The sequence below is a fragment of the Shouchella rhizosphaerae genome, from assembly GCF_036700015.1.
In the GTDB taxonomy this organism is placed as follows: domain Bacteria; phylum Bacillota; class Bacilli; order Bacillales; family Bacillaceae_D; genus Shouchella; species Shouchella rhizosphaerae.
Map to the genome: position 1 here is coordinate 4,246,506 of NZ_CP144921.1, position 18,294 is coordinate 4,264,799.

Annotated in this window: 16 protein-coding genes and 1 other annotated feature; all 16 genes read right to left on the reverse strand. The window is 48.0% G+C overall.

Going from position 1 to position 18,294, the window contains the following annotated elements:
* Positions 1-11: 11 nt before the first annotated feature.
* Positions 12-275, reverse strand: coding sequence for a hypothetical protein (locus V5G21_RS21210; RefSeq protein WP_035201533.1), 264 nt, complete (start codon positions 273-275; stop codon positions 12-14).
* A gap of 73 nt (positions 276-348) precedes the next feature.
* Positions 349-1,020, reverse strand: a complete 672-nt coding sequence (locus V5G21_RS21215; RefSeq protein WP_011247171.1) for a class I SAM-dependent methyltransferase — start codon at positions 1,018-1,020, stop codon at positions 349-351.
* A gap of 24 nt (positions 1,021-1,044) precedes the next feature.
* Positions 1,045-1,701 (reverse strand): orotate phosphoribosyltransferase, encoded by a 657-nt coding sequence (gene pyrE / locus V5G21_RS21220; protein ID WP_011247172.1) that lies wholly within the window; start codon positions 1,699-1,701, stop codon positions 1,045-1,047.
* Positions 1,677-2,396, reverse strand: a complete 720-nt coding sequence (gene pyrF, locus V5G21_RS21225) for an orotidine-5'-phosphate decarboxylase (protein WP_011247173.1) — start codon at positions 2,394-2,396, stop codon at positions 1,677-1,679. Before pyrF ends, pyrE begins: the two co-directional genes overlap by 25 nt.
* Positions 2,393-3,307, reverse strand: coding sequence for a dihydroorotate dehydrogenase (locus V5G21_RS21230; protein ID WP_011247174.1), 915 nt, complete (start codon positions 3,305-3,307; stop codon positions 2,393-2,395). The genes pyrF and V5G21_RS21230 overlap by 4 nt, the downstream gene beginning before the upstream one ends.
* Positions 3,307-4,086 carry a dihydroorotate dehydrogenase electron transfer subunit gene (locus V5G21_RS21235; protein ID WP_011247175.1) on the reverse strand — a complete coding sequence of 260 codons (780 nt, stop codon included), beginning with the start codon at positions 4,084-4,086 and terminating at the stop codon, positions 3,307-3,309. Before V5G21_RS21235 ends, V5G21_RS21230 begins: the two co-directional genes overlap by 1 nt.
* Before the next feature lie 67 nt (positions 4,087-4,153).
* Positions 4,154-7,342, reverse strand: a complete 3,189-nt coding sequence (gene carB / locus V5G21_RS21240; RefSeq protein ID WP_011247176.1) for a carbamoyl-phosphate synthase large subunit — start codon at positions 7,340-7,342, stop codon at positions 4,154-4,156.
* Positions 7,343-7,361: 19 nt separating this feature from the next.
* Positions 7,362-8,447 carry a glutamine-hydrolyzing carbamoyl-phosphate synthase small subunit gene (gene carA, locus V5G21_RS21245; RefSeq protein ID WP_073304222.1) on the reverse strand — a complete coding sequence of 362 codons (1,086 nt, stop codon included), beginning with the start codon at positions 8,445-8,447 and terminating at the stop codon, positions 7,362-7,364.
* Positions 8,440-9,723 (reverse strand): dihydroorotase, encoded by a 1,284-nt coding sequence (locus tag V5G21_RS21250; RefSeq protein ID WP_063608311.1) that lies wholly within the window; start codon positions 9,721-9,723, stop codon positions 8,440-8,442. The genes carA and V5G21_RS21250 overlap by 8 nt, the downstream gene beginning before the upstream one ends.
* Before the next feature lie 35 nt (positions 9,724-9,758).
* Positions 9,759-10,664 (reverse strand): aspartate carbamoyltransferase catalytic subunit, encoded by a 906-nt coding sequence (locus tag V5G21_RS21255; RefSeq protein WP_011247179.1) that lies wholly within the window; start codon positions 10,662-10,664, stop codon positions 9,759-9,761.
* Positions 10,665-10,726: 62 nt separating this feature from the next.
* On the reverse strand, positions 10,727-12,028 hold the full coding sequence (locus V5G21_RS21260; RefSeq protein ID WP_011247180.1) for a uracil-xanthine permease family protein: 1,302 nt from the start codon (positions 12,026-12,028) through the stop codon (positions 10,727-10,729).
* 138 nt (positions 12,029-12,166) lie between these two features.
* A complete protein-coding gene (pyrR, locus tag V5G21_RS21265) occupies positions 12,167-12,646 on the reverse strand; it encodes a bifunctional pyr operon transcriptional regulator/uracil phosphoribosyltransferase PyrR (protein WP_235360747.1) in 480 nt (159 codons plus the stop codon).
* A gap of 211 nt (positions 12,647-12,857) precedes the next feature.
* Positions 12,858-13,766 (reverse strand): RluA family pseudouridine synthase, encoded by a 909-nt coding sequence (locus V5G21_RS21270; RefSeq protein WP_063608310.1) that lies wholly within the window; start codon positions 13,764-13,766, stop codon positions 12,858-12,860.
* Positions 13,767-14,222, reverse strand: coding sequence for a signal peptidase II (gene lspA / locus V5G21_RS21275; protein ID WP_011247183.1), 456 nt, complete (start codon positions 14,220-14,222; stop codon positions 13,767-13,769).
* 199 nt (positions 14,223-14,421) lie between these two features.
* A complete protein-coding gene (locus tag V5G21_RS21280; RefSeq protein WP_011247184.1) occupies positions 14,422-15,045 on the reverse strand; it encodes a yteA family sporulation protein in 624 nt (207 codons plus the stop codon).
* 170 nt (positions 15,046-15,215) lie between these two features.
* Positions 15,216-17,987: an isoleucine--tRNA ligase gene (gene ileS, locus V5G21_RS21285; protein WP_063608398.1), complete on the reverse strand. Its 2,772-nt coding sequence runs from the start codon at positions 17,985-17,987 to the stop codon at positions 15,216-15,218.
* A 46-nt stretch (positions 17,988-18,033) separates the two neighbouring features.
* Positions 18,034-18,277, reverse strand: a binding site (T-box leader).
* Positions 18,278-18,294 lie beyond the last annotated feature (17 nt).

Below are 18,294 nucleotides of genomic sequence, written 5' to 3' on the forward strand. Positions count from 1 at the left end.
AAAGTTGCTCACTACTTGCCGAATTGTTTTTTATATTCTTCTAAACTTAGCCCATACGCATCGGCTCTATACAAATCGCCGTTTGCCTCTAATATCGCGGTTGCATCTTCGACAAAATGGCGGTCGGTCATTGAACTAATGCTCCGGATGACACCAAATAACGCATCGATTTTGGCATTGGCTTTTGCATTTTCATCGACTAAATGAGCAATTGTTTTTTCACAACTGGCTAGTCGCGCTTCAAGCTCTGCCTTTTTCTCGTTCGCTTCTTCCACACAAGCCACCTCTTTCCTTGTATTCCCATTAAGCATACAAAATCATTGTGCTTCTGGAAAGATGTCTTTGTTGTTAAGGAGAAGCCGGTTGTTTTTCCGCTTTGCTGATTAAGGCCAGGCCTTCAAGCACAAGCTCGTGGCTTACGTCGGCAAAACCCCAGTTTTTTAGAATGTCGCTTAACTCCGCTGTACTTTTTCGGTGGCGGCGTTCAGAGACAGTCGCCCATTTAAGCAAATAGTCCGTTTCCTCTTTCGGAAATTGCTGTTTTTGTGCATAGGCTCTCGCCGTCTCCACCGCCATTGCAGGAGCAGGGTTTAACAAGATTGCGATGCCACCTGGTTTTAAAATCCGGGCCATTTCTTTTACACCTTGGTGCAAATCTGGCAGCAAAAACAACACACATGTCGAAAAGGCGATGTCAAAGGCACCGCTTGCGAGAGGCAACGATGCGGCATCCCCTTGCACAGCCTTTGCTTTATGGGCGATCCCTTTCTCCTGAAAAAGGGCATTGGCACGTGTCACCATGCCTGCTGATAAATCGACGCCTGTTAATTCAGACGCTTCCGTTGAGCCTCGGAGCAGCAACCTCCCTGTCCCGCAGCCAATGTCGGCAACGGCTTTTCCTTGCCAACTCCCTGACTGTTGCTTTAAGTGACTGTGAAGCTGCGAAAGCCAATTCGTCGTTGCCATTTGATCAAAAAAATCAACAAGTTGATCGAATTCAGCGCCTTCCATTCGTCTCATCAACACAGCCCCTTCACGAAAAGTTTACAGATTCATCCACGCTTCATCTTTAGGGTTTTTCCGCCAAGCTTCCAATTTGGCTTGTTCTTCGCTCGTAATGGCGCCCCGTTTCTGCGCTTCTTCGACAAGCGTAGCATAAGTCGTTAGCACACGGACAGGAAGCTTAGCGCCATTAAAGTTCTCATCGCTTTGCGAGAGTTGATACGAAAAGATCGCGGCAACGAGCAGTACCTCTGCCCCAGCCGCGCGCAATGCCTCCGCTGCTGCAATGGAACTGCCACCAGTCGAGATTAAGTCTTCGATTACAACTACTTTGCTGCCAGACGGCAAATGTCCTTCAATCGCATTTTGTTTTCCATGGCCTTTAGCGCTCGAACGAACGTAAATCATTGGCAATTGAAGTTTTTCAGCCACAAAAGCAGCGTGTGGGATGCCAGCTGTTGCCGTCCCGGCAATGATGTCAGCGTCAGGGGCAGCCTCTCTAATCATAGCAACTAGCCCCTCAGCAATTTCGTTACGTATATGTGGATAAGATAATGTTAAACGGTTATCGCAATAAATCGGAGACTTTAATCCCGAGCTCCACGTATACGGTTTTGCAGGTGAAAGTGTCACCGCTTTTATATTAAGTAAATGGTTCGCAATGGTTCTGCTAGTCAATGTTCGGTCGCCCCTTTCCAATCTTGGTTCATTTCTCTGTAAACAGCTAGTGGATCTGCTGCTGCTGTAATGCTTCGCCCGACGACAATCGCCCAACTACCGAGCGCTTTTGCTTCCCCTGGTGTGACGACACGCACTTGGTCGCCAACTTGGTCGACTTGCCTGCGAATGCCAGGCGTAACCGTCAAAAACCGATCGCTGCATGCTGCCCGAATAAGGGGGACTTCATGGGCTGAGCAAACAACACCGTCTAATCCACTTTCCTGGGCAAGCTGCGCATACCGTACCACGACTTCATCCATCGCCTTATCGATCAGCAACTCTTCAGCGAGCATACGGCTGTCCGTGCTCGTCAGCTGCGTAACAGCGATGAGTTTCGGCCGCTGTTTTCCTGCTCTTGTCCCTGCATCGAGCCCTTCTAAAGCCGCTTCCATCATTGCTTTTCCCCCTGCAGCATGGACATTGACGACATCGACGTCCAATTCGGCTAAAGCACGCATCGTCCTTCCAACGGTATTGGGAATATCATGAAGTTTTAAATCAAGAAACAACCGATAACCGGCTTCCTTTAATTCATGGACTACAGACAACCCTTCCCGGTAAAACAGTTCCATACCGATTTTTACATCAAGCGTTTCGGCAGCAAACGACTCCAAGAAGCGCTGGCGTTTGGCGTGCTCATCAAAATCCAAAGCGATAAAAAATGGCCTATTCATTCGTTCCAGCTCCCTCCAATCAAGTCAGTGATTGATTGCACTTCCAATCTGTCAAGCCAATGCGGCAGGTCACGAATGATGTTTGGACATGTGTATGGATCCGTAAAATTAGCCGTGCCGACAGCGATGCAGCTTGCTCCAGCAAGTAAAAATTCAATCACATCTTCCGCTGTCTGAATGCCTCCCATTCCAATAATAGGAATGTCGACTTGTTGGCTAACTTGGTGGATCATCCGAAGTGCGACTGGTTTAATGGCGGCTCCCGACAATCCGCCATATTGGTTCGCCAGCACAGGCCGACGCGTTTTGGCATCAATTCGCATACCGAGCAACGTGTTAATCATCGCCAGCCCATCAGCTCCCGCTTTTTCAATCGCTTTGGCGATGGCGACAATATCCGCTACATTGGGAGAAAGTTTGACATAGACAGGCACGGCTGACACAGCCTTGACTTCCTTTGTCAGCTCTGCCGCTATCTCGGGCACTGTTCCAAACGCAATTCCACCCTGTTTCACGTTTGGGCAAGAGATATTCAACTCAATTGCTGAAACGTTCCGTTGTTGTGACAGCTCTGCAGCCACTTCGATGTAATCGTCCATCGTTGAGCCGGCAATATTGGCGAGTATCGGCACATCGTAATCGTCAAACCGTGGCAATTCTTGCTCGATTACCCCTTGAAGCCCTGGATTTTGCAGGCCGATGGCATTGAGCATTCCCGCTTTTGTTTCTGCCACTCGCGGCGTTTCGTTGCCAAAGCGTGCCTCTTTTGTCGTTGCTTTTATCGCAATAGCCCCTAACTGATTTAAATCAAAAAATTGGCCGTATTCTTTTCCGAAACCAAAACAGCCTGATGCCGGCATAACCGGATTTTTCATCTCTAAGCCTGGCAAGCTTATTTGCAAACGTTCCATTACAGCACAACCTCCCCTACTGGAAAGACGGGCCCGTCTGTGCAAATTTTGCGGTACTCATGAGCCTGGCCATTTTCTACGTGGCAAACGCAAGCAAAGCAAGCGCCCACGCCGCAGCCCATCCGCTCTTCAAGGGAAATAAACGCACGCCGTTCCCGGTAACGGGCTGTTAACGCCTTTAACATCGGCGTTGGCCCGCATGAATAGAGAACATCAAAATCGAGGCTTTGTTGGCTAATGACGTCAGTGACAAAGCCAGGAGCGCCGTAACTGCCATCTGCTGTTGCGATATGGACATTGCCCAACTGCTTAAACGGTTGCTCGTAAAAAACATCCGCTTGCGAGGCGAATCCGAGCACAGAAGTAACACGGGCGCCATTTTCTACTAGACGTCTTCCTAAATAATAGAGAGGTGGAACGCCGATGCCGCCCCCAACTAACAACACTTCTTCTCCCCGTTTTGCTTCCTCAAGTGGGAAGCCCTGCCCAAGTGGCCCAAGCACGTCGACTTCGGTCCCTACTCTTTGGGCAGCAAGGCGTTTTGTGCCTGCCCCACCAGCGCGGTAAATCATCGTCACTTGCTCTTTTTCAGGATCGATATTGGCAATGCTAATCGGCCGGCGTAAGAGCAAGTCTTCTGATTCATCCACACGTACATGCAAAAACTGGCCAGGTTGACTCATATGCTTAACCAATTCGCCTTCCAGCACAAGCTCATAGCTGTCTCGAGCAACCTCAGTTTGTTTGACGATCGTTAATCGCCCTTGTTTTTTTCTCATCCTGCTGCCTCCCAACGCTAGTCATACATACAGAGCCACAAGCTTTAGGCAAGTGGCTCAGAAAAAATTACCCGTGTTGCGGCATGCTCCAAGTTGCAAATGTAATCGACTCAAGCACGCTGAGCAGCGCTTGTGCTGTATCAATGGACGTTAAGCAGACAACGCCATTTTCTACGGACTCACGGCGAATCCGAAAACCATCACGCGCTGGTTGTTTGCCTCTGGTCAATGTATTAATGACAAACTGGACTTCGCCTTGGCGGATTAGATCAAGCAAATGAGGTTCCCCTTCATTAATTTTGTTAACGACTTTGACTGGGATGCCCGCTTCTGCCAGTACATTTGCCGTCCCGGATGTGGCCACAAGGCTATAGCCAATTTCATGGAACCGTTTGGCAATGCTGACTGATTCATTTTTATCTTTATCAGCGATTGTAAACAATACCGCACCGTGGGCAGGGATGTTCATGCCTGAAGCAACAAGGCCCTTGTAGAGCGCTTTTTCCAACGTTTGATCCCGCCCCATTACTTCACCTGTTGATTTCATTTCCGGGCCGAGGGAAATATCGACGCGGCGTAATTTGGCAAAGGAGAACACTGGCACTTTTACAGACACTTCCTCCGTCTCTGGGTGGTAGCCTGATTGGTAGCCGAGCTGGCGCAGTGTTTTGCCGAGCATGACATGCGTGGCAACTTTAGCCATTGGCACGCCCGTAATTTTGCTTAAAAATGGCACGGTCCGGCTTGAGCGCGGGTTTACCTCAAGGACATAGACGTCATCTTTATGCCAAACAAATTGGATGTTCAAAAGACCGACAATGTTTAACCCTTTAGCTATGCTCGTTGTCCGCTCAATTAAGCGTTGCTTCAAATGGTCTGGCACGGTTTGCGGCGGATAAACAGCAATCGAATCGCCAGAATGGACGCCTGCCCGTTCAATATGTTCCATAATCCCAGGAATGTAAACGTCGTTGCCGTCACTAATCGCATCGACTTCTAGTTCTTTTCCTGTCAAATAGCGGTCGACAAGCACAGGGTGCTTCGGATTCACTTTAACTGCCGTCTGCATATAGCGCAGCAACTCTTCCTCATGGTAGACAATTTCCATTGCCCGGCCGCCAAGGACATACGAAGGGCGCACTAAAACAGGATAGCCGATTTTACGGGCAATAGCGACAGCTCCGTCAACGGATGTAGCTGTTTTGCCAAGCGGCTGCGGAATCCCTAGTTCTACAAGTGTTTGTTCAAACTTGTCCCGGTCTTCTGCCCTGTCCATATCTTCAAGCGTTGTGCCAATAATGGAAACGCCCCGCTCTGCTAAAGCGGCTGCTAGATTAATAGCTGTTTGCCCACCAAATTGGACAATCACGCCTTTTGGTTTCTCTAAACCGACGACGTGCATCACATCTTCAACTGTCAATGGCTCGAAGTAGAGTTTGTCTGAAGTAGAAAAGTCTGTCGACACCGTTTCTGGATTGTTGTTCATAATAATGGCTTCATAACCGGCTTCCTTAATGGCCCATACTGTATGGACGGTCGCATAGTCGAACTCAATTCCTTGTCCAATGCGGATAGGGCCTGAGCCTAAAACAAGAATGCTCTCTTTTTCTGTCCGCTGTGATTCATTCTCTTGTTCGTAGGTGCTGTAAAAGTAAGGCGTTGGTGAAGCAAATTCTGCTGCACAGGTGTCAACCATTTTATATACGGGCACAATTCCTGCCTGTTGCCTTACTGCAAAAACATCTTTCTCTTCACTGCCCCACTTGCGGCCAATGTAGGAATCTGAAAAGCCAGCACGTTTCAGGCGCAATAACATCGCCTCATTGCTACGGGCCTCGTTTATCGTCTCTTCTAGAGCAACAATACGCGCAAGCTTTTGCAAGAAAAAGCGGTCGATGCTTGTCGTTTCATAAATGGTCTCTACTGAAATGCCTTTTCGCAGCAAAGCGCCAATCGCAAACAGCCGTTCATCGTCTGCTTTTGCTATTTTTTCTAATAGCTCGTCTTCCGGCTTCTTTTCTAACTGTTCATCGAACAAATGATCATAGCCAGCTTCTAGAGAGCGAATTGCTTTTAAAAGCGATTCTTCCAAGGAGCGGCCGATTGCCATCACTTCTCCTGTCGCTTTCATTTGCGTACCAAGTTTGCGGTTGGCTGATTCGAATTTATCAAACGGCCAGCGCGGTATTTTCGCGACGACATAGTCAAGGCTCGGTTCAAAGCTGGCATACGTCGTTTCTGTTACTGGATTTTTCAGTTCATCCAAATGGTAGCCGACTGCAATTTTGGCTGCGATTTTCGCAATCGGGTAGCCTGTCGCTTTCGAGGCCAGCGCCGAAGAGCGGCTCACCCGCGGGTTGACTTCAATGATGTAATACTGGTCGCTGTGTGCATCAAGGGCAAACTGGACATTGCAGCCACCTTCTATGCCAAGAGCGCGGATAATCGAAAGGGCTGAATTTCTCAACATTTGGTAGTCGTTATCAGAAAGCGTTTGGCTAGGTGCAAATACGATGGAATCGCCAGTATGGACGCCAACAGGATCAAAGTTTTCCATGTTGCAGACGACGATGGCTTCATCTTTGCTGTCACGCATCACTTCGTATTCTACTTCTTTAAAGCCAGCAATGCTCTTTTCGACTAAACATTGTGTAACAGGGCTGTATTTTAATCCGCTCGCAACGATTTCTGCTAAATCTTCATCATTATAAGCAATCCCCCCGCCAGTGCCGCCAAGCGTATAAGCAGGACGAATAATGACAGGGTAGCCAATCGTTTCGACAAAGGCGAACGCTTCGTCAAGCGTATGGACGATTTCACTTTCTGGAACTGGTTCGCCAAGCACGTTCATTAACGCCCGAAATTGTTCTCTGTCTTCTGCTTGCTCAATCGCATCTAGTTTCGTGCCGAGCAGCTCGATTTGATACTGCTCAAGAATCCCAGCATTTTTTAATTCAAGCGCCATGTTTAAGCCCGTTTGTCCGCCTAATGTCGGCAAAAGGCCGTCGGGGCGTTCTTTGCGGATAATCCGGGTAACAAATTCAAGCGTGAGCGGTTCAATATAAACCCTATCCGCCATTGCTGTATCTGTCATGATTGTCGCTGGGTTCGAATTAATTAAAATGACTTCATACCCTTCTTCTTTCAGCGCTTGGCATGCCTGCGTTCCGGCATAATCAAACTCTGCTGCCTGTCCAATTACAATGGGCCCTGAGCCGATAACAAGTATTTTTGTTAAGTCTGTCCGTTTTGGCATATTCACACGCTCCTAGCTGTTATGCGTAAACTTTTCCTTTTTTTTCGGTCATCATGTGGATAAACGTATCAAATAAATGGCTGGCGTCATGAGGGCCAGGCGATGCTTCTGGATGATACTGCACGCTAAATGCATGCCCTTCTTTATGGCGAAGGCCTTCAACGGAGCCATCATTGACAGCCACATGTGTGAGCTTGAGCGCAGTCCCTTCCAATGACGCAGCATCGACTGTATAGCCGTGGTTTTGGGCGGTAATGTCAATTCGTCCAGTAGCGAGCTCCCGTACGGGGTGGTTGGAACCACGGTGGCCAAATGTCATCTTGCTCGTCGTCGCTCCACAAGCAAGCGCCAGCAATTGGTGGCCTAAGCAAATGCCGAAAAGAGGGATATCGCCAAGCAGTTGCTTGACTGTTTCCACTGTCTCAGGGACATTTTCTGGGTCGCCTGGTCCATTTGAAACAAGCACACCATCGACGCCAAGGCGCTTAATCTCATCTGCACCTGTATTGTAAGGGACAACGACGACATCACAATGGCGGTCGATGAGTGATTGCAGAATACCATGTTTCATGCCGCAATCGATTAAAGCAACCCGCATGCCTTTCCCTGGTACATGGTAAGCAGTATTCGTTGATACACGGGCAACTTGGTCAGTAAGCGGCTTGCTTTCCCGCAAACCCCTTGCCACTTGTTCGACGTCTACATCAAGATCGCAAATGCGGCCACGGCGTGTGCCATGTGCGCGAATTTTTCTTGTTAACATGCGTGTATCAATGCCAGCAATCCCAGGAATGCCTTTGGCGGCAAGTAGGTCGTGCAGCGATTCTTGTTTGCGCCAATGGCTTGGTTCGTGCTCGATTTCACGCACAATCAATCCGGCAATCGCTGGTTGCAGTGATTCAAAATCGTCGCGGTTAATGCCATAATTGCCAATTAGCGGATAGGTCAGCATGACGATTTGCCCGCAATAAGAGGGATCAGACATAATTTCTTGGTAGCCAGTCATGCCCGTATTGAAGACGACTTCCCCGCTCATTTCGACATCAGCGCCAAATCCTTCTCCTCTTAAAACTGTACCGTCTTCAAGAACAAGCAGTTTATTCATTGGTGATACGCTCCTTTTTATACACAGTTTTTCCTGCCACCATCGTCGCTTGTGGGATGCCTGCACAGTCCCAGCCAGCAAAAGGGGTATTTTTGCCTTTCGACAAAAACATACTCGGGTCAATGGTTTCATTTGCCTTTAAGTCAATCAGCGTTAGATCGGCTGCTGCCCCAACTTGGAGTGTCCCATATGGAAGATTAAATGTTTGCGCCGGCTTGACTGTCAACCAATCGATAAGCTGTTTTAGCGTAAATGTTCCTGGCTTGACAAAATGTGTATATAAAAGCGGAAAGGCGGTTTCCAATCCGACGATGCCAAATGGCGCCCGTTCGAGTGAAGCACTCTTTTCTTCTGCTGTATGCGGCGCATGGTCAGTTGCTATGAAATCAATCGTGCCATCGAGCAAACCGGCTACTAATGCGTCACGGTCTTCTTTTGCGCGAAGAGGCGGATTCATTTTAAAATTCGGATCTTTGCCAATGATATCGTCTTCGCATAAAAGCAAGTGATGTGGTGTCACTTCTGCGGTTACGCGTATGCCTGCTTTTTTCGCATCACGGATCGTACGCACCGATTCTTTTGTGGAAACATGGCAGACGTGATAGTGAGCACCAGCCGCTTCGGCCAGCAACACATCGCGGGCGATATGGACGGCTTCACAAACAGAGGGAATGCCATTCAAGCCGTGTGCTTTTGCATAGTGGCCTTCGTGAACAGCGCCGCCATTTATAAGTGAATTGTCTTCGCAATGGGCGACAACGGCCATATTTAATGCTGCTGCTTCTTTCATTGCCGAAAGCATCATCCCTGCTTCTTGAATGCCGACGCCATCGTCTGTAAAAGCGAATGCCCCCGCTTCTTTTAATGCCTTAAAGTCTGTTAACTCTTGGCCAAGTTGCCTTGTTGTAATCGAAGCATACGGAAGCACGCGCACCACTGCCGTTTCCGAAATACGCGCTTGCAACAGGTCCAATTGTTCAGCATTGTCAGGGACAGGGCGCGTATTGGGCATAGCTGCCACTGTCGTAAAGCCACCCCGTGCCGCGGCTTTAGTTCCTGTTTCAATTGTTTCTTTCTTCTCGCCACCTGGTTCACGCAAATGAACATGTACGTCAACAAAACCTGGGCTGATCAACAAACCTGTTGCATCAAATTGTTCACGAATGTCCCCATCAGCAACATGCTCAACAATTTTTCCGTCTTTTATATACACATCTTTAGCTACTTGTTCGCCATTTTCGTCAAGAATAAACCCACCAGTCACTTTCATTGCCATTGTCGCTCATCCCCTTTTTTGTAGTCTAATCGCTGTTATGCAAGTGCCCGCTTTAACACAGCCATGCGTACGGCAACGCCATTGGCGCTCTGTTTGTAAATCCGTGACCGTTTGCACTCAACGAGCACGCTCGCGATTTCAACGTCTCGGTTAACAGGTGCGGGGTGCATGATGATACTTTGTTTTGCCATTAGTGCTTCACGTTGTTCGGTTAAACCATATGCTTGATGGTACGCCTCTTTAGAAAATAGCGCGTTGTCATCATGACGTTCATGTTGGACGCGAAGCATCATCAGGACATCTGCTTGTCTGGCAGCTTCGTCCATTGAGACGTGCGTGTACGTATCTGTAAACTCACCCATCCACTCAATTGGCCCAGCAACGGATACACGAGCGCCGAGCCTTGTCAAAATGTCTGCATTGGAGCGAGCTACACGGCTATGAGCCAAGTCACCAGCAATGACAACATGTAAGCCTGAAAACGAGCTGAATTCTTGTTTGATTGTTAATAAGTCAAGCAGCGATTGAGTTGGATGGTTGCCACAGCCATCGCCTGCGTTAATGATTGGCACTGACAGTCCCTTTAACTCATGAAAGTAAGCGTCTTGGCGGTGGCGAATGACAAGCGCGCTTGCTCCAATTGATTCCAGTGTACGTGCTGTATCATACAGGCTCTCTCCTTTTTGCGTGCTCGCGTGCTGCCCATCGAATTGCAGCACTTCTAAGCCGAGGCGCCGCTCAGCGACTTCAAAGCTAAAGCGGGTTCTCGTGCTCGGTTCAAAAAACAAGTTCGCCACAAACAGTTGCATCCTTGGTTTCCAAACAGCTCCAGCCGCAAATGATTCAGCCGTTTTTAGGAGGTCTAACACCTCGCTTACACCCATCTCATTCATCGTGCACAAGCCTTTTTGTGTGGCTTTCTCGATTTGTGCGCTTAACATGTAGTCGGCCTCCTTTTTTTAAGCAAACGTCTATGGCAACAATTAGGCGCGAATCAGCGCTTTTAATTGGCGTCTGATTCAAACATGTCTTTTTGTCCGTAACTAACACTGCGGTTCGGCAACAACCCGTGAAGAATAAGGCCGATGACCGTCGCAAGGGACATGCCGGCAATTTCAAACGAATCAGTAAAGCGGACCGCAGCACCGCCAATGCCAATCACCAGGATAATGGAAGCAATCACCATATTTCGTTTTTCACCCATGTCAACTCGATTATCGACAAGCATTCGAATGCCAGCCGAGGCAATAATGCCAAATAGGAGGATCGAAACACCGCCCATTACTGCTGGAGGAATCGAACTAATCAATGCCGCTACTTTGCCGACAAAGGCGAATGCGATAGCCAACACGGCGGCGCCGCCGACAACAAATACGCTGAACACTCTCGTGATGGCGACAACACCGACGTTTTCGCCGTAAGTGGTATTTGGCGGACCGCCAACTGCGGCTGCAATCATAGTCGCCAACCCATCCCCCATCACCGTTCTGTGCATTCCTGGTTGCTTAAGAAAGTTTTTGCCAGCTACTTTGCTTAATACCATCAATTGGCCCGTGTGTTCTGCGAGCGTTACGAGAGCCACTGGCGCCATGATTGCAACAATGGCCCAGTTAACTGTTGGCGAATACGTCACAAATGGAACGATTAATTCAGGGACAGAGAACCAGCTGGCTGTGCGGATCGGTTCTAAATCAATCAACCCTTGCCAAAGGGCGAACAAGTAGCCAGCAATTAAGCCTAACAAAATCGGGATTAAGTTTAGAAATCCTTTGAAATACATCGTTGCGACAACAGCTACGAATAAAGTGACGCCTGCCGTAGCGATATGAACGAGGCTATATTCTTCTGAATTAGGCAAATACATGGCATTTCCAACAGCGGTTGTGGCTAGGCTTAACCCAATTACCATAATCACTGGGCCGACAACAATTGGCGGCAATACTTTTGTAATCCAGCCTGTACCAGCGAATTTAATAAACAGGGCGACAATCCCATATACCAAACCGGCAAAGAAACTGCCGACCATCGCTCCCTCTATCCCGCCAAGTGCCTGCGAGGTTGTCAGTGGCACGATAAAAGCAAAGCTGGAGCCGAGGTATGCAGGAACTTGCCCTTTTGTGACAAGAATAAATGCAAGTGTTCCGAGACCGCTTGAAAAAAGAGCTGTAGCCGGGCTCATGCCAACAAGAAAGGGAACAAGTACAGTTGCCCCAAACATGGCGCATAAATGCTGTAAGCTAAACAGCAGCCACTCTCCAGGGCGTGGAATTTCTTTGATGCCTAATCTCATGTTCGTTTGCTTCATAATTAATCTCCTTCGCTTCCTAAGCTAATAAAAAACCTCCTGTGCAAGCACAGGAGGCGGCAAGAAAGAAGCGCAGGCAAAAAACAGCGTGCGTTTCGGTCCTCTTGCCAGCCTCACTGGACTGCGTTTAAAGAGGGTTTATATAATTGTCACAGTGTCTTGGGCGTCTACTTCCCGTAGTTGCGCCGAGATTCGTTCTTTTTTAGAGGTCGGCACGTTCTTGCCAACATAATCAGGACGGATCGGCAGTTCCCGGTGCCCCCGGTCAATAAGAACAGCAAGTTGGATCGATGCTGGACGGCCAAGATCGACCAGTGCATCCAGAGCAGCTCGCACAGTCCGCCCAGTATAAAGGACATCATCGACAAGAATAATGGTACGGCCGGTAACATCAACGGGAATATTGGTGCCGCGCAAAAGTGGCTCATTGTTTGATGTCGACGGCGTCAAGTCATCCCGGTAAAGGGTAATGTCGACTTCGCCGACAGGAACAGCCTGCCCTTCAATTTCCTCAATCCGTTCAGCTAGCCGTTTGGCCAGATAAATACCACGTGTTTTAATGCCGACAATCACACAGTTATCAACGCCTTTGTTGCGTTCAATCACTTCATGGGACATTCGTGTAATCGCGCGGCGAATCGCATCGCCATCTAAAATGATTCTCGAAATTGCGATCCCCTCCTCTGTACAAAAAATCCCTGCTGTCCTAAAGGCAGCAGGGATTTTTGGCATACTTCACCTATGCCATTCCGTCTCCTTGCCAGCCTCACAGGACTCGTTTAAAGGACGTTTTCTATCTCACTCATTATTGCAAACTCGTCAATGGTTGTCAATGGACATTTCGCAAATCAACGAGCAATTTTTCCATCTCTGCTGGGAGAGGTGCAGAAAAACGGAGTCGTTCCCCTGTTCGTGGATGGGTAAAGCCAAGTGTTTCCGCGTGCAAAGCTTGGCCATTGATCGGGAGCGTTTTTTTCGGACCATATTTCGGATCGCCTGCTAATGGATGGCCGATATAGTTGAAATGGACGCGGATTTGGTGTGTTCGTCCCGTTTCCAGTTCACAAGATATATAACTATATTGTTTGAACGTTTCCTCCAGTGAAAAATGGGTCACAGCCGGCCGGCTGTTGACATGGGTGACAGCCATCTTCTGGCGGTCTTTTGGGTCTCGACCGATCGGTGCGTCAATCGTCCCTTTTGCATGTGGGATCACGCCATGAACGATTGCTTTGTAACGTCTTTCAGTCGTCTTTGCTTTTAACTGGGCCGCCAAATGCTCGTGGGCAGCGTCATGTTTTGCAGCCATAATGAGACCCGATGTATCTTTGTCAATACGGTGGACAATCCCTGGACGAATTTCCCCATTAATGCCTGAGAGGTCTTTGCAATGAAACAACAGAGCATTGACGAGCGTGCCACTCTCATGTCCAGGAGCAGGATGGACAACCAAGCCCCGGGGCTTGTTGACGACGATCACATCGCTATCTTCATAAACAACGTCTAACGGGATATCTTCCCCTAAAAGTTCCACTTCCTGGGCTGCTGGTTCTGTCAGCGTGACTTTGTCGCCTTGCTGAACTTTTGAATTTGTTTTGACTTCTTTCTCATTGACAAGCACAGCTCCTTCATTTATCCAGCGTTGAACCGCTGTCCGCGATGCTTGTCCGTGCAAATCAACGACCACTTTATCAATACGCTGTTCGTGGTGTTCTTTTGTAATGATCCATTGCTCCATTTATCGTGTGCTCCTTTTTTCATTGCGCCCTTGAATCAATATGTTTAGTAAAAAAAGGCCGACGCCAATGGTCAAGGCTGAATCAGCGATATTAAAAATCGGGAAATCGCCAAATGTATCGATAAAATCGACGACTTCTTGCCGTAAAAGGCGGTCAATGAAATTGCCAATCGCCCCTCCTAGCACAAGTCCGAGAGCGATTTTTAACAAGCGGTTGCCTTTTGCTTCTGTTTGGATGAGATAAATGATCACACCAACAATGATGGTGGTAACGACGTAAAAGAACCACATTTGGCCTTGCAAAATGCCGAAAGCGGCTCCTGTATTGCGATGAGAATATAGGTAAAGGACTTGATCAATAATCGGGATTCGTTCGCCCAACTCCATAGAAGTTACGACTAGCCACTTCGTTAACTGGTCTAGTGCGATAATGATCAGTGCCACTATGTATGCCATTGCTTTTCCCCCACTTCATATACATAGGGTAAGTGTAGCATAAATCCATGAAAATGTCCGCTTCAGATTAAAGCAAACGCGCGCGTCGTGCCAAAAACGAGCGACCTTTCGACACTGCCCAACCCCTAAGTCAATTCTTGCTTATATGAAGTTTGCGAGCGTTTACTTGTTTGTAAGCGCCCGCTAGCGGTGAGCAATCTTAGTCGCGGCGATATCGTTTGTAATGGTCGTTGCGTTCAATTTGGACACTGTCAGGGCCATGATAACCGTCTATCCCCGTTGATAAGAAGCCTTCATATGCCTCTACTCCGTTTGCGCCATACTCGTCCGTATCCCCTGTTTCCTCGTCATATTCCGGCGATGTATCATGGAAACGGGCAACAGATTGGTATGCGTCTTCGCCGTCAAAAAAGGTAGCGTCCTTATCATCATTGTTATAAGCTTCAAACCCTTTTAAGACATCTTCCTCAACAGGGCGGTACTCCTCAAACGGCCTGCTTTCTTCCACTACCGTTCTCGCTGCTGGATAAGCTTCCAAGCGCTCATAAGGAATCGCTTTCCCTGTCTTCTCGCAAATGCCGTACGAACCATCGTTAAATTTTTCCAGTGCATGTTCAACTTCATGAAGTTCATCTTTTATATGATTGTGAACAGCTTGGTCCTTTTCCCGTTCGAATAAGTCCGTCGCTGTATCAGCAGGATGGTTGTCATACTGTGATAGTTCCCCTGTATCATGGTCATTGATTTGATTGGCAAGTGTTTGTTCTAACTCGTGCTTTTGTTGTTGTAATGCTTGTTTTAGTTTTAACCACTTTTGATCCATGCTAACATCCCCCTTCTTGAAATTAGCATCACCAAAAACAGCCGTTTTTGCCCAAGCAAATCTAACCAGATCGGAAATACAAAAGAACACGAAAAAAGCTAGTCGAGTGTACACTCGACTAGCTCAAGACTCCTCGTTCAATGGGATGTGGACACAAGCTGATCGTTGCCTTAAACGACGTCATTGTAGTGGTTCGTAACGGTTTGGGCACATGACAAGCACAAAGTAGGATGCTTTTCATCTGCTCCAACTGTATTGGAGACTTGCCAACAACGCTCGCACGTTTCGCCTTCCGCTTTTTCCACAAGCACAGCAACATCCGCAAATTGTTGTGCAGCTGCTGGCACTTCGTCGCCGTCATTAGCGATTTGTACATTGGAGACAATGAATAGTTTTTTCAAGCCTTCGGTCGCTTCAAGCAGAGCACGTGCTTGCTTATTTGGATAAAGCGTCAACGATGCTTGCAGCGACTTACCAATTACTTTCTCATTTCGGGCTACTTCTAATGCTTTAAGCACATCCGCTCGGATATCCATAAAGGCTTGCCAGTGTGCTTTTAACTCATCTGTACCGCTTAATTCTTCGGCAGTTGGCATATCCGTGAGTTGTACGCTTTGTTCGCTGACGCCAGGAATGTTTTCCCATACTTCATCTGCCGTGTGAGGCAAAATCGGGGCAATCAGTTTAGTCAGTGCCGTCACTACCTCATACATTACCGTCTGGAAAGCGCGGCGTTCAGGATGGTCAGCGTGTTCGATATAAAGCGTATCCTTTGAAATGTCCATATAAAAGGAACTCAATTCCACCGTGCAAAAATTGCGGAAGTGATTATAGACATTTAAGAACTGATACTCATTGTAGCCTTCATGCATGCGTTTCGTTAGCTCATTTAAACGTACAAGCAAAAACGCATGCACGCCTGTTAGTTGATCCCGTGGGACAGCGTTGATTTTCGGGTCAAAATCATGCAAATTGCCAAGAAGAAAGCGGAATGTATTGCGGATCTTCCGGTATGTTTCGGCAACTTGTTTTAAAATCGAATCAGACACGCGGCTGTCGGCTTGATAATCGACAGATGCCACCCAAAGCCGTAGAATGTCCGCGCCAAGCTGTTTCATAACGGTATTTGGCACAACAATGTTGCCAAGGGACTTGCTCATTTTTTTGCCTTCGCCGTCCATCACAAAGCCATGGCTCAGCACCCCTTTATACGGAGCAACGCCATTAATTGCAACCGAAGTAGATAGCGAAGAGTTAAACCAACCACGGTATTGGTCGCTGCCTTCAAAATAAAGGTCCGCCGGGAACACAAGGTCATTTCGTTCCCGTAAAACGCCTTGGTGCGACGATCCAGAATCAAACCAAACGTCCATTATATCGGTTTCTTTTGTAAAATGGCCATTCGGGCTGTGCGGAGAAGTGAATCCTGGCGGCAGCAAGTCTTTCGCCTCACGTTCAAACCAGACATTTGAGCCATGCTCACGGAACAAGTTCGAGACATGTTCAATCGTTTCCTCGCTAACAATTTCAGTGCCATCCTCGCCATAAAAAACCGGAATTGGCACGCCCCACGCACGTTGCCGCGAAATACACCAGTCGCCACGGTCACGGACCATATTATGCAGCCGCGTTTCCCCCCACGCTGGAATCCATTCTGTATTTGCGACCGCTTGTAGCAATTCCTTACGAATATTGGCGATTGAGGCAAACCACTGCGACGTTGCCCGGAAAATGACAGGCTTTTTCGTACGCCAATCATGAGGGTACGAGTGAGTAATAAACCCGAGCTTTAACAGAGCGCCTACTGCTTCTAGTTTCTCAGTCACCATTTTGTTAATGTTGTCATAAAATTCACCTTCAAAACCTGGCGCTTCACTCGTCATTATCCCTTTGTCATCAATAGGGCATAACACATCTAGCCCGTATTTTTGGCCGACAACAAAGTCATCAACGCCGTGCCCAGGGGCCGTATGGACACAGCCAGTACCAGCATCCAACGTCACATGCTCACCATTCATGACAATGGAGTCACGATCATAAAACGGATGGCGGCAAACAATATAGTCCAATTCTTTTCCTGTGACTGTCTTTTCAACAACCACATCTTCCCAACTTAATTCCGTTTGGACATGTTCAAGCAAACCGCTTGCTACAACAAATGAACGGCCGCCCGTGCGCACGACGCTGTATTCCAATTGAGGATGGACGGTGATGCCTAAGTTTGCAGGAATGGTCCATGGTGTCGTCGTCCAGATAACTAAAGCAGCATCCTCAGGCAATACCCCTTTTCCATCTGCAACTTGAAAGGCGACATAAATGGAAGCGGAACGTTTGTCGTAGTATTCGATCTCTGCTTCCGCTAAGGCAGACTCCGAAGATGGCGACCAGTAAACAGGCTTTTTGCCTTTATAGATATAGCCTTTTTTAGCCATTTTCCCGAAAACTTTGATTTGCTCCGCTTCAAATTCTTTTTCCAACGTAATATAGGGCTTCCACCAGTCGCCGCGGACGCCGAGCCGCATGAACTGCTGGCGTTGGCTATTTATTTGCTCAAGTGCATACTCTTCGCAAAGCTTGCGAAAATCGGCAATGCTCATTGATTTTCGGTCTACTTTTTTGTTTTTCGTTAATGCCGTTTCAATCGGCAAGCCATGGGTATCCCACCCAGGAACATATGGGGCATGGAAGCCAGACATGGATTTGTAGCGTACGATAAAGTCTTTAATGATTTTGTTAAGTGCGTGCCCCATATGAATATCACCGTTTGCATATGGAGGGCCGTCATGCAAAACAAAGTAAGGACGGCCTTCTGTGCGTTCTTGCACTTGTTTATAAATGTCCATCTCTTCCCATTGTTCTTGGCGTTTCGGTTCGCTATTTGGCAAGTTGCCACGCATCGGAAACGCCGTTTTCGGCATTAGTAATGTTTGTTTATAATCCACCGTTTTCGCTCCTTTATTTGTTAAAAACAAAAACCTCCCCGTCCCAAAAAGGGACGAGAAGGTTTTCCCGCGGTACCACCCTCATAGAAAAAGCGCTGGCGCCTTTTCCACTTCACGCCGTTAACGTAGGCAGCACGCACCCCACTACTAGCACAAATGGATAAACATATGTGCGGTTCGCAGGCAGAACTCAAGGGCGATTCAGGGCAAGCCCATGCACCGGGCTTCCACCACTCCCGGCTCGCTTTGGCATGTACGCGATTGCCCACTGTCCCTATCCTTGTTTTTAACGTTCATTCATTTTATG

Coding starts and splice junctions, on each gene's coding strand:
- V5G21_RS21250 (WP_063608311.1), bottom strand. CDS start 9,723: ATGGCAATGAAAGTGACTGGTGGGTTTATTCTTGACGAAAATGGCGAA.
- carB (WP_011247176.1), bottom strand. CDS start 7,342: ATGCCAAAACGGACAGACTTAACAAAAATACTTGTTATCGGCTCAGGG.
- lspA (WP_011247183.1), bottom strand. CDS start 14,222: ATGGCATACATAGTGGCACTGATCATTATCGCACTAGACCAGTTAACG.
- V5G21_RS21230 (WP_011247174.1), bottom strand. CDS start 3,307: ATGGAACGTTTGCAAATAAGCTTGCCAGGCTTAGAGATGAAAAATCCG.
- V5G21_RS21260 (WP_011247180.1), bottom strand. CDS start 12,028: ATGAAGCAAACGAACATGAGATTAGGCATCAAAGAAATTCCACGCCCT.
- V5G21_RS21280 (WP_011247184.1), bottom strand. CDS start 15,045: ATGGATCAAAAGTGGTTAAAACTAAAACAAGCATTACAACAACAAAAG.
- pyrR (WP_235360747.1), bottom strand. CDS start 12,646: ATGTCCCATGAAGTGATTGAACGCAACAAAGGCGTTGATAACTGTGTG.
- V5G21_RS21235 (WP_011247175.1), bottom strand. CDS start 4,086: ATGAGAAAAAAACAAGGGCGATTAACGATCGTCAAACAAACTGAGGTT.
- V5G21_RS21255 (WP_011247179.1), bottom strand. CDS start 10,664: ATGTTAAGCGCACAAATCGAGAAAGCCACACAAAAAGGCTTGTGCACG.
- V5G21_RS21270 (WP_063608310.1), bottom strand. CDS start 13,766: ATGGAGCAATGGATCATTACAAAAGAACACCACGAACAGCGTATTGAT.
- pyrF (WP_011247173.1), bottom strand. CDS start 2,396: ATGAATAGGCCATTTTTTATCGCTTTGGATTTTGATGAGCACGCCAAA.
- V5G21_RS21215 (WP_011247171.1), bottom strand. CDS start 1,020: ATGAGACGAATGGAAGGCGCTGAATTCGATCAACTTGTTGATTTTTTT.
- carA (WP_073304222.1), bottom strand. CDS start 8,447: ATGAATAAACTGCTTGTTCTTGAAGACGGTACAGTTTTAAGAGGAGAA.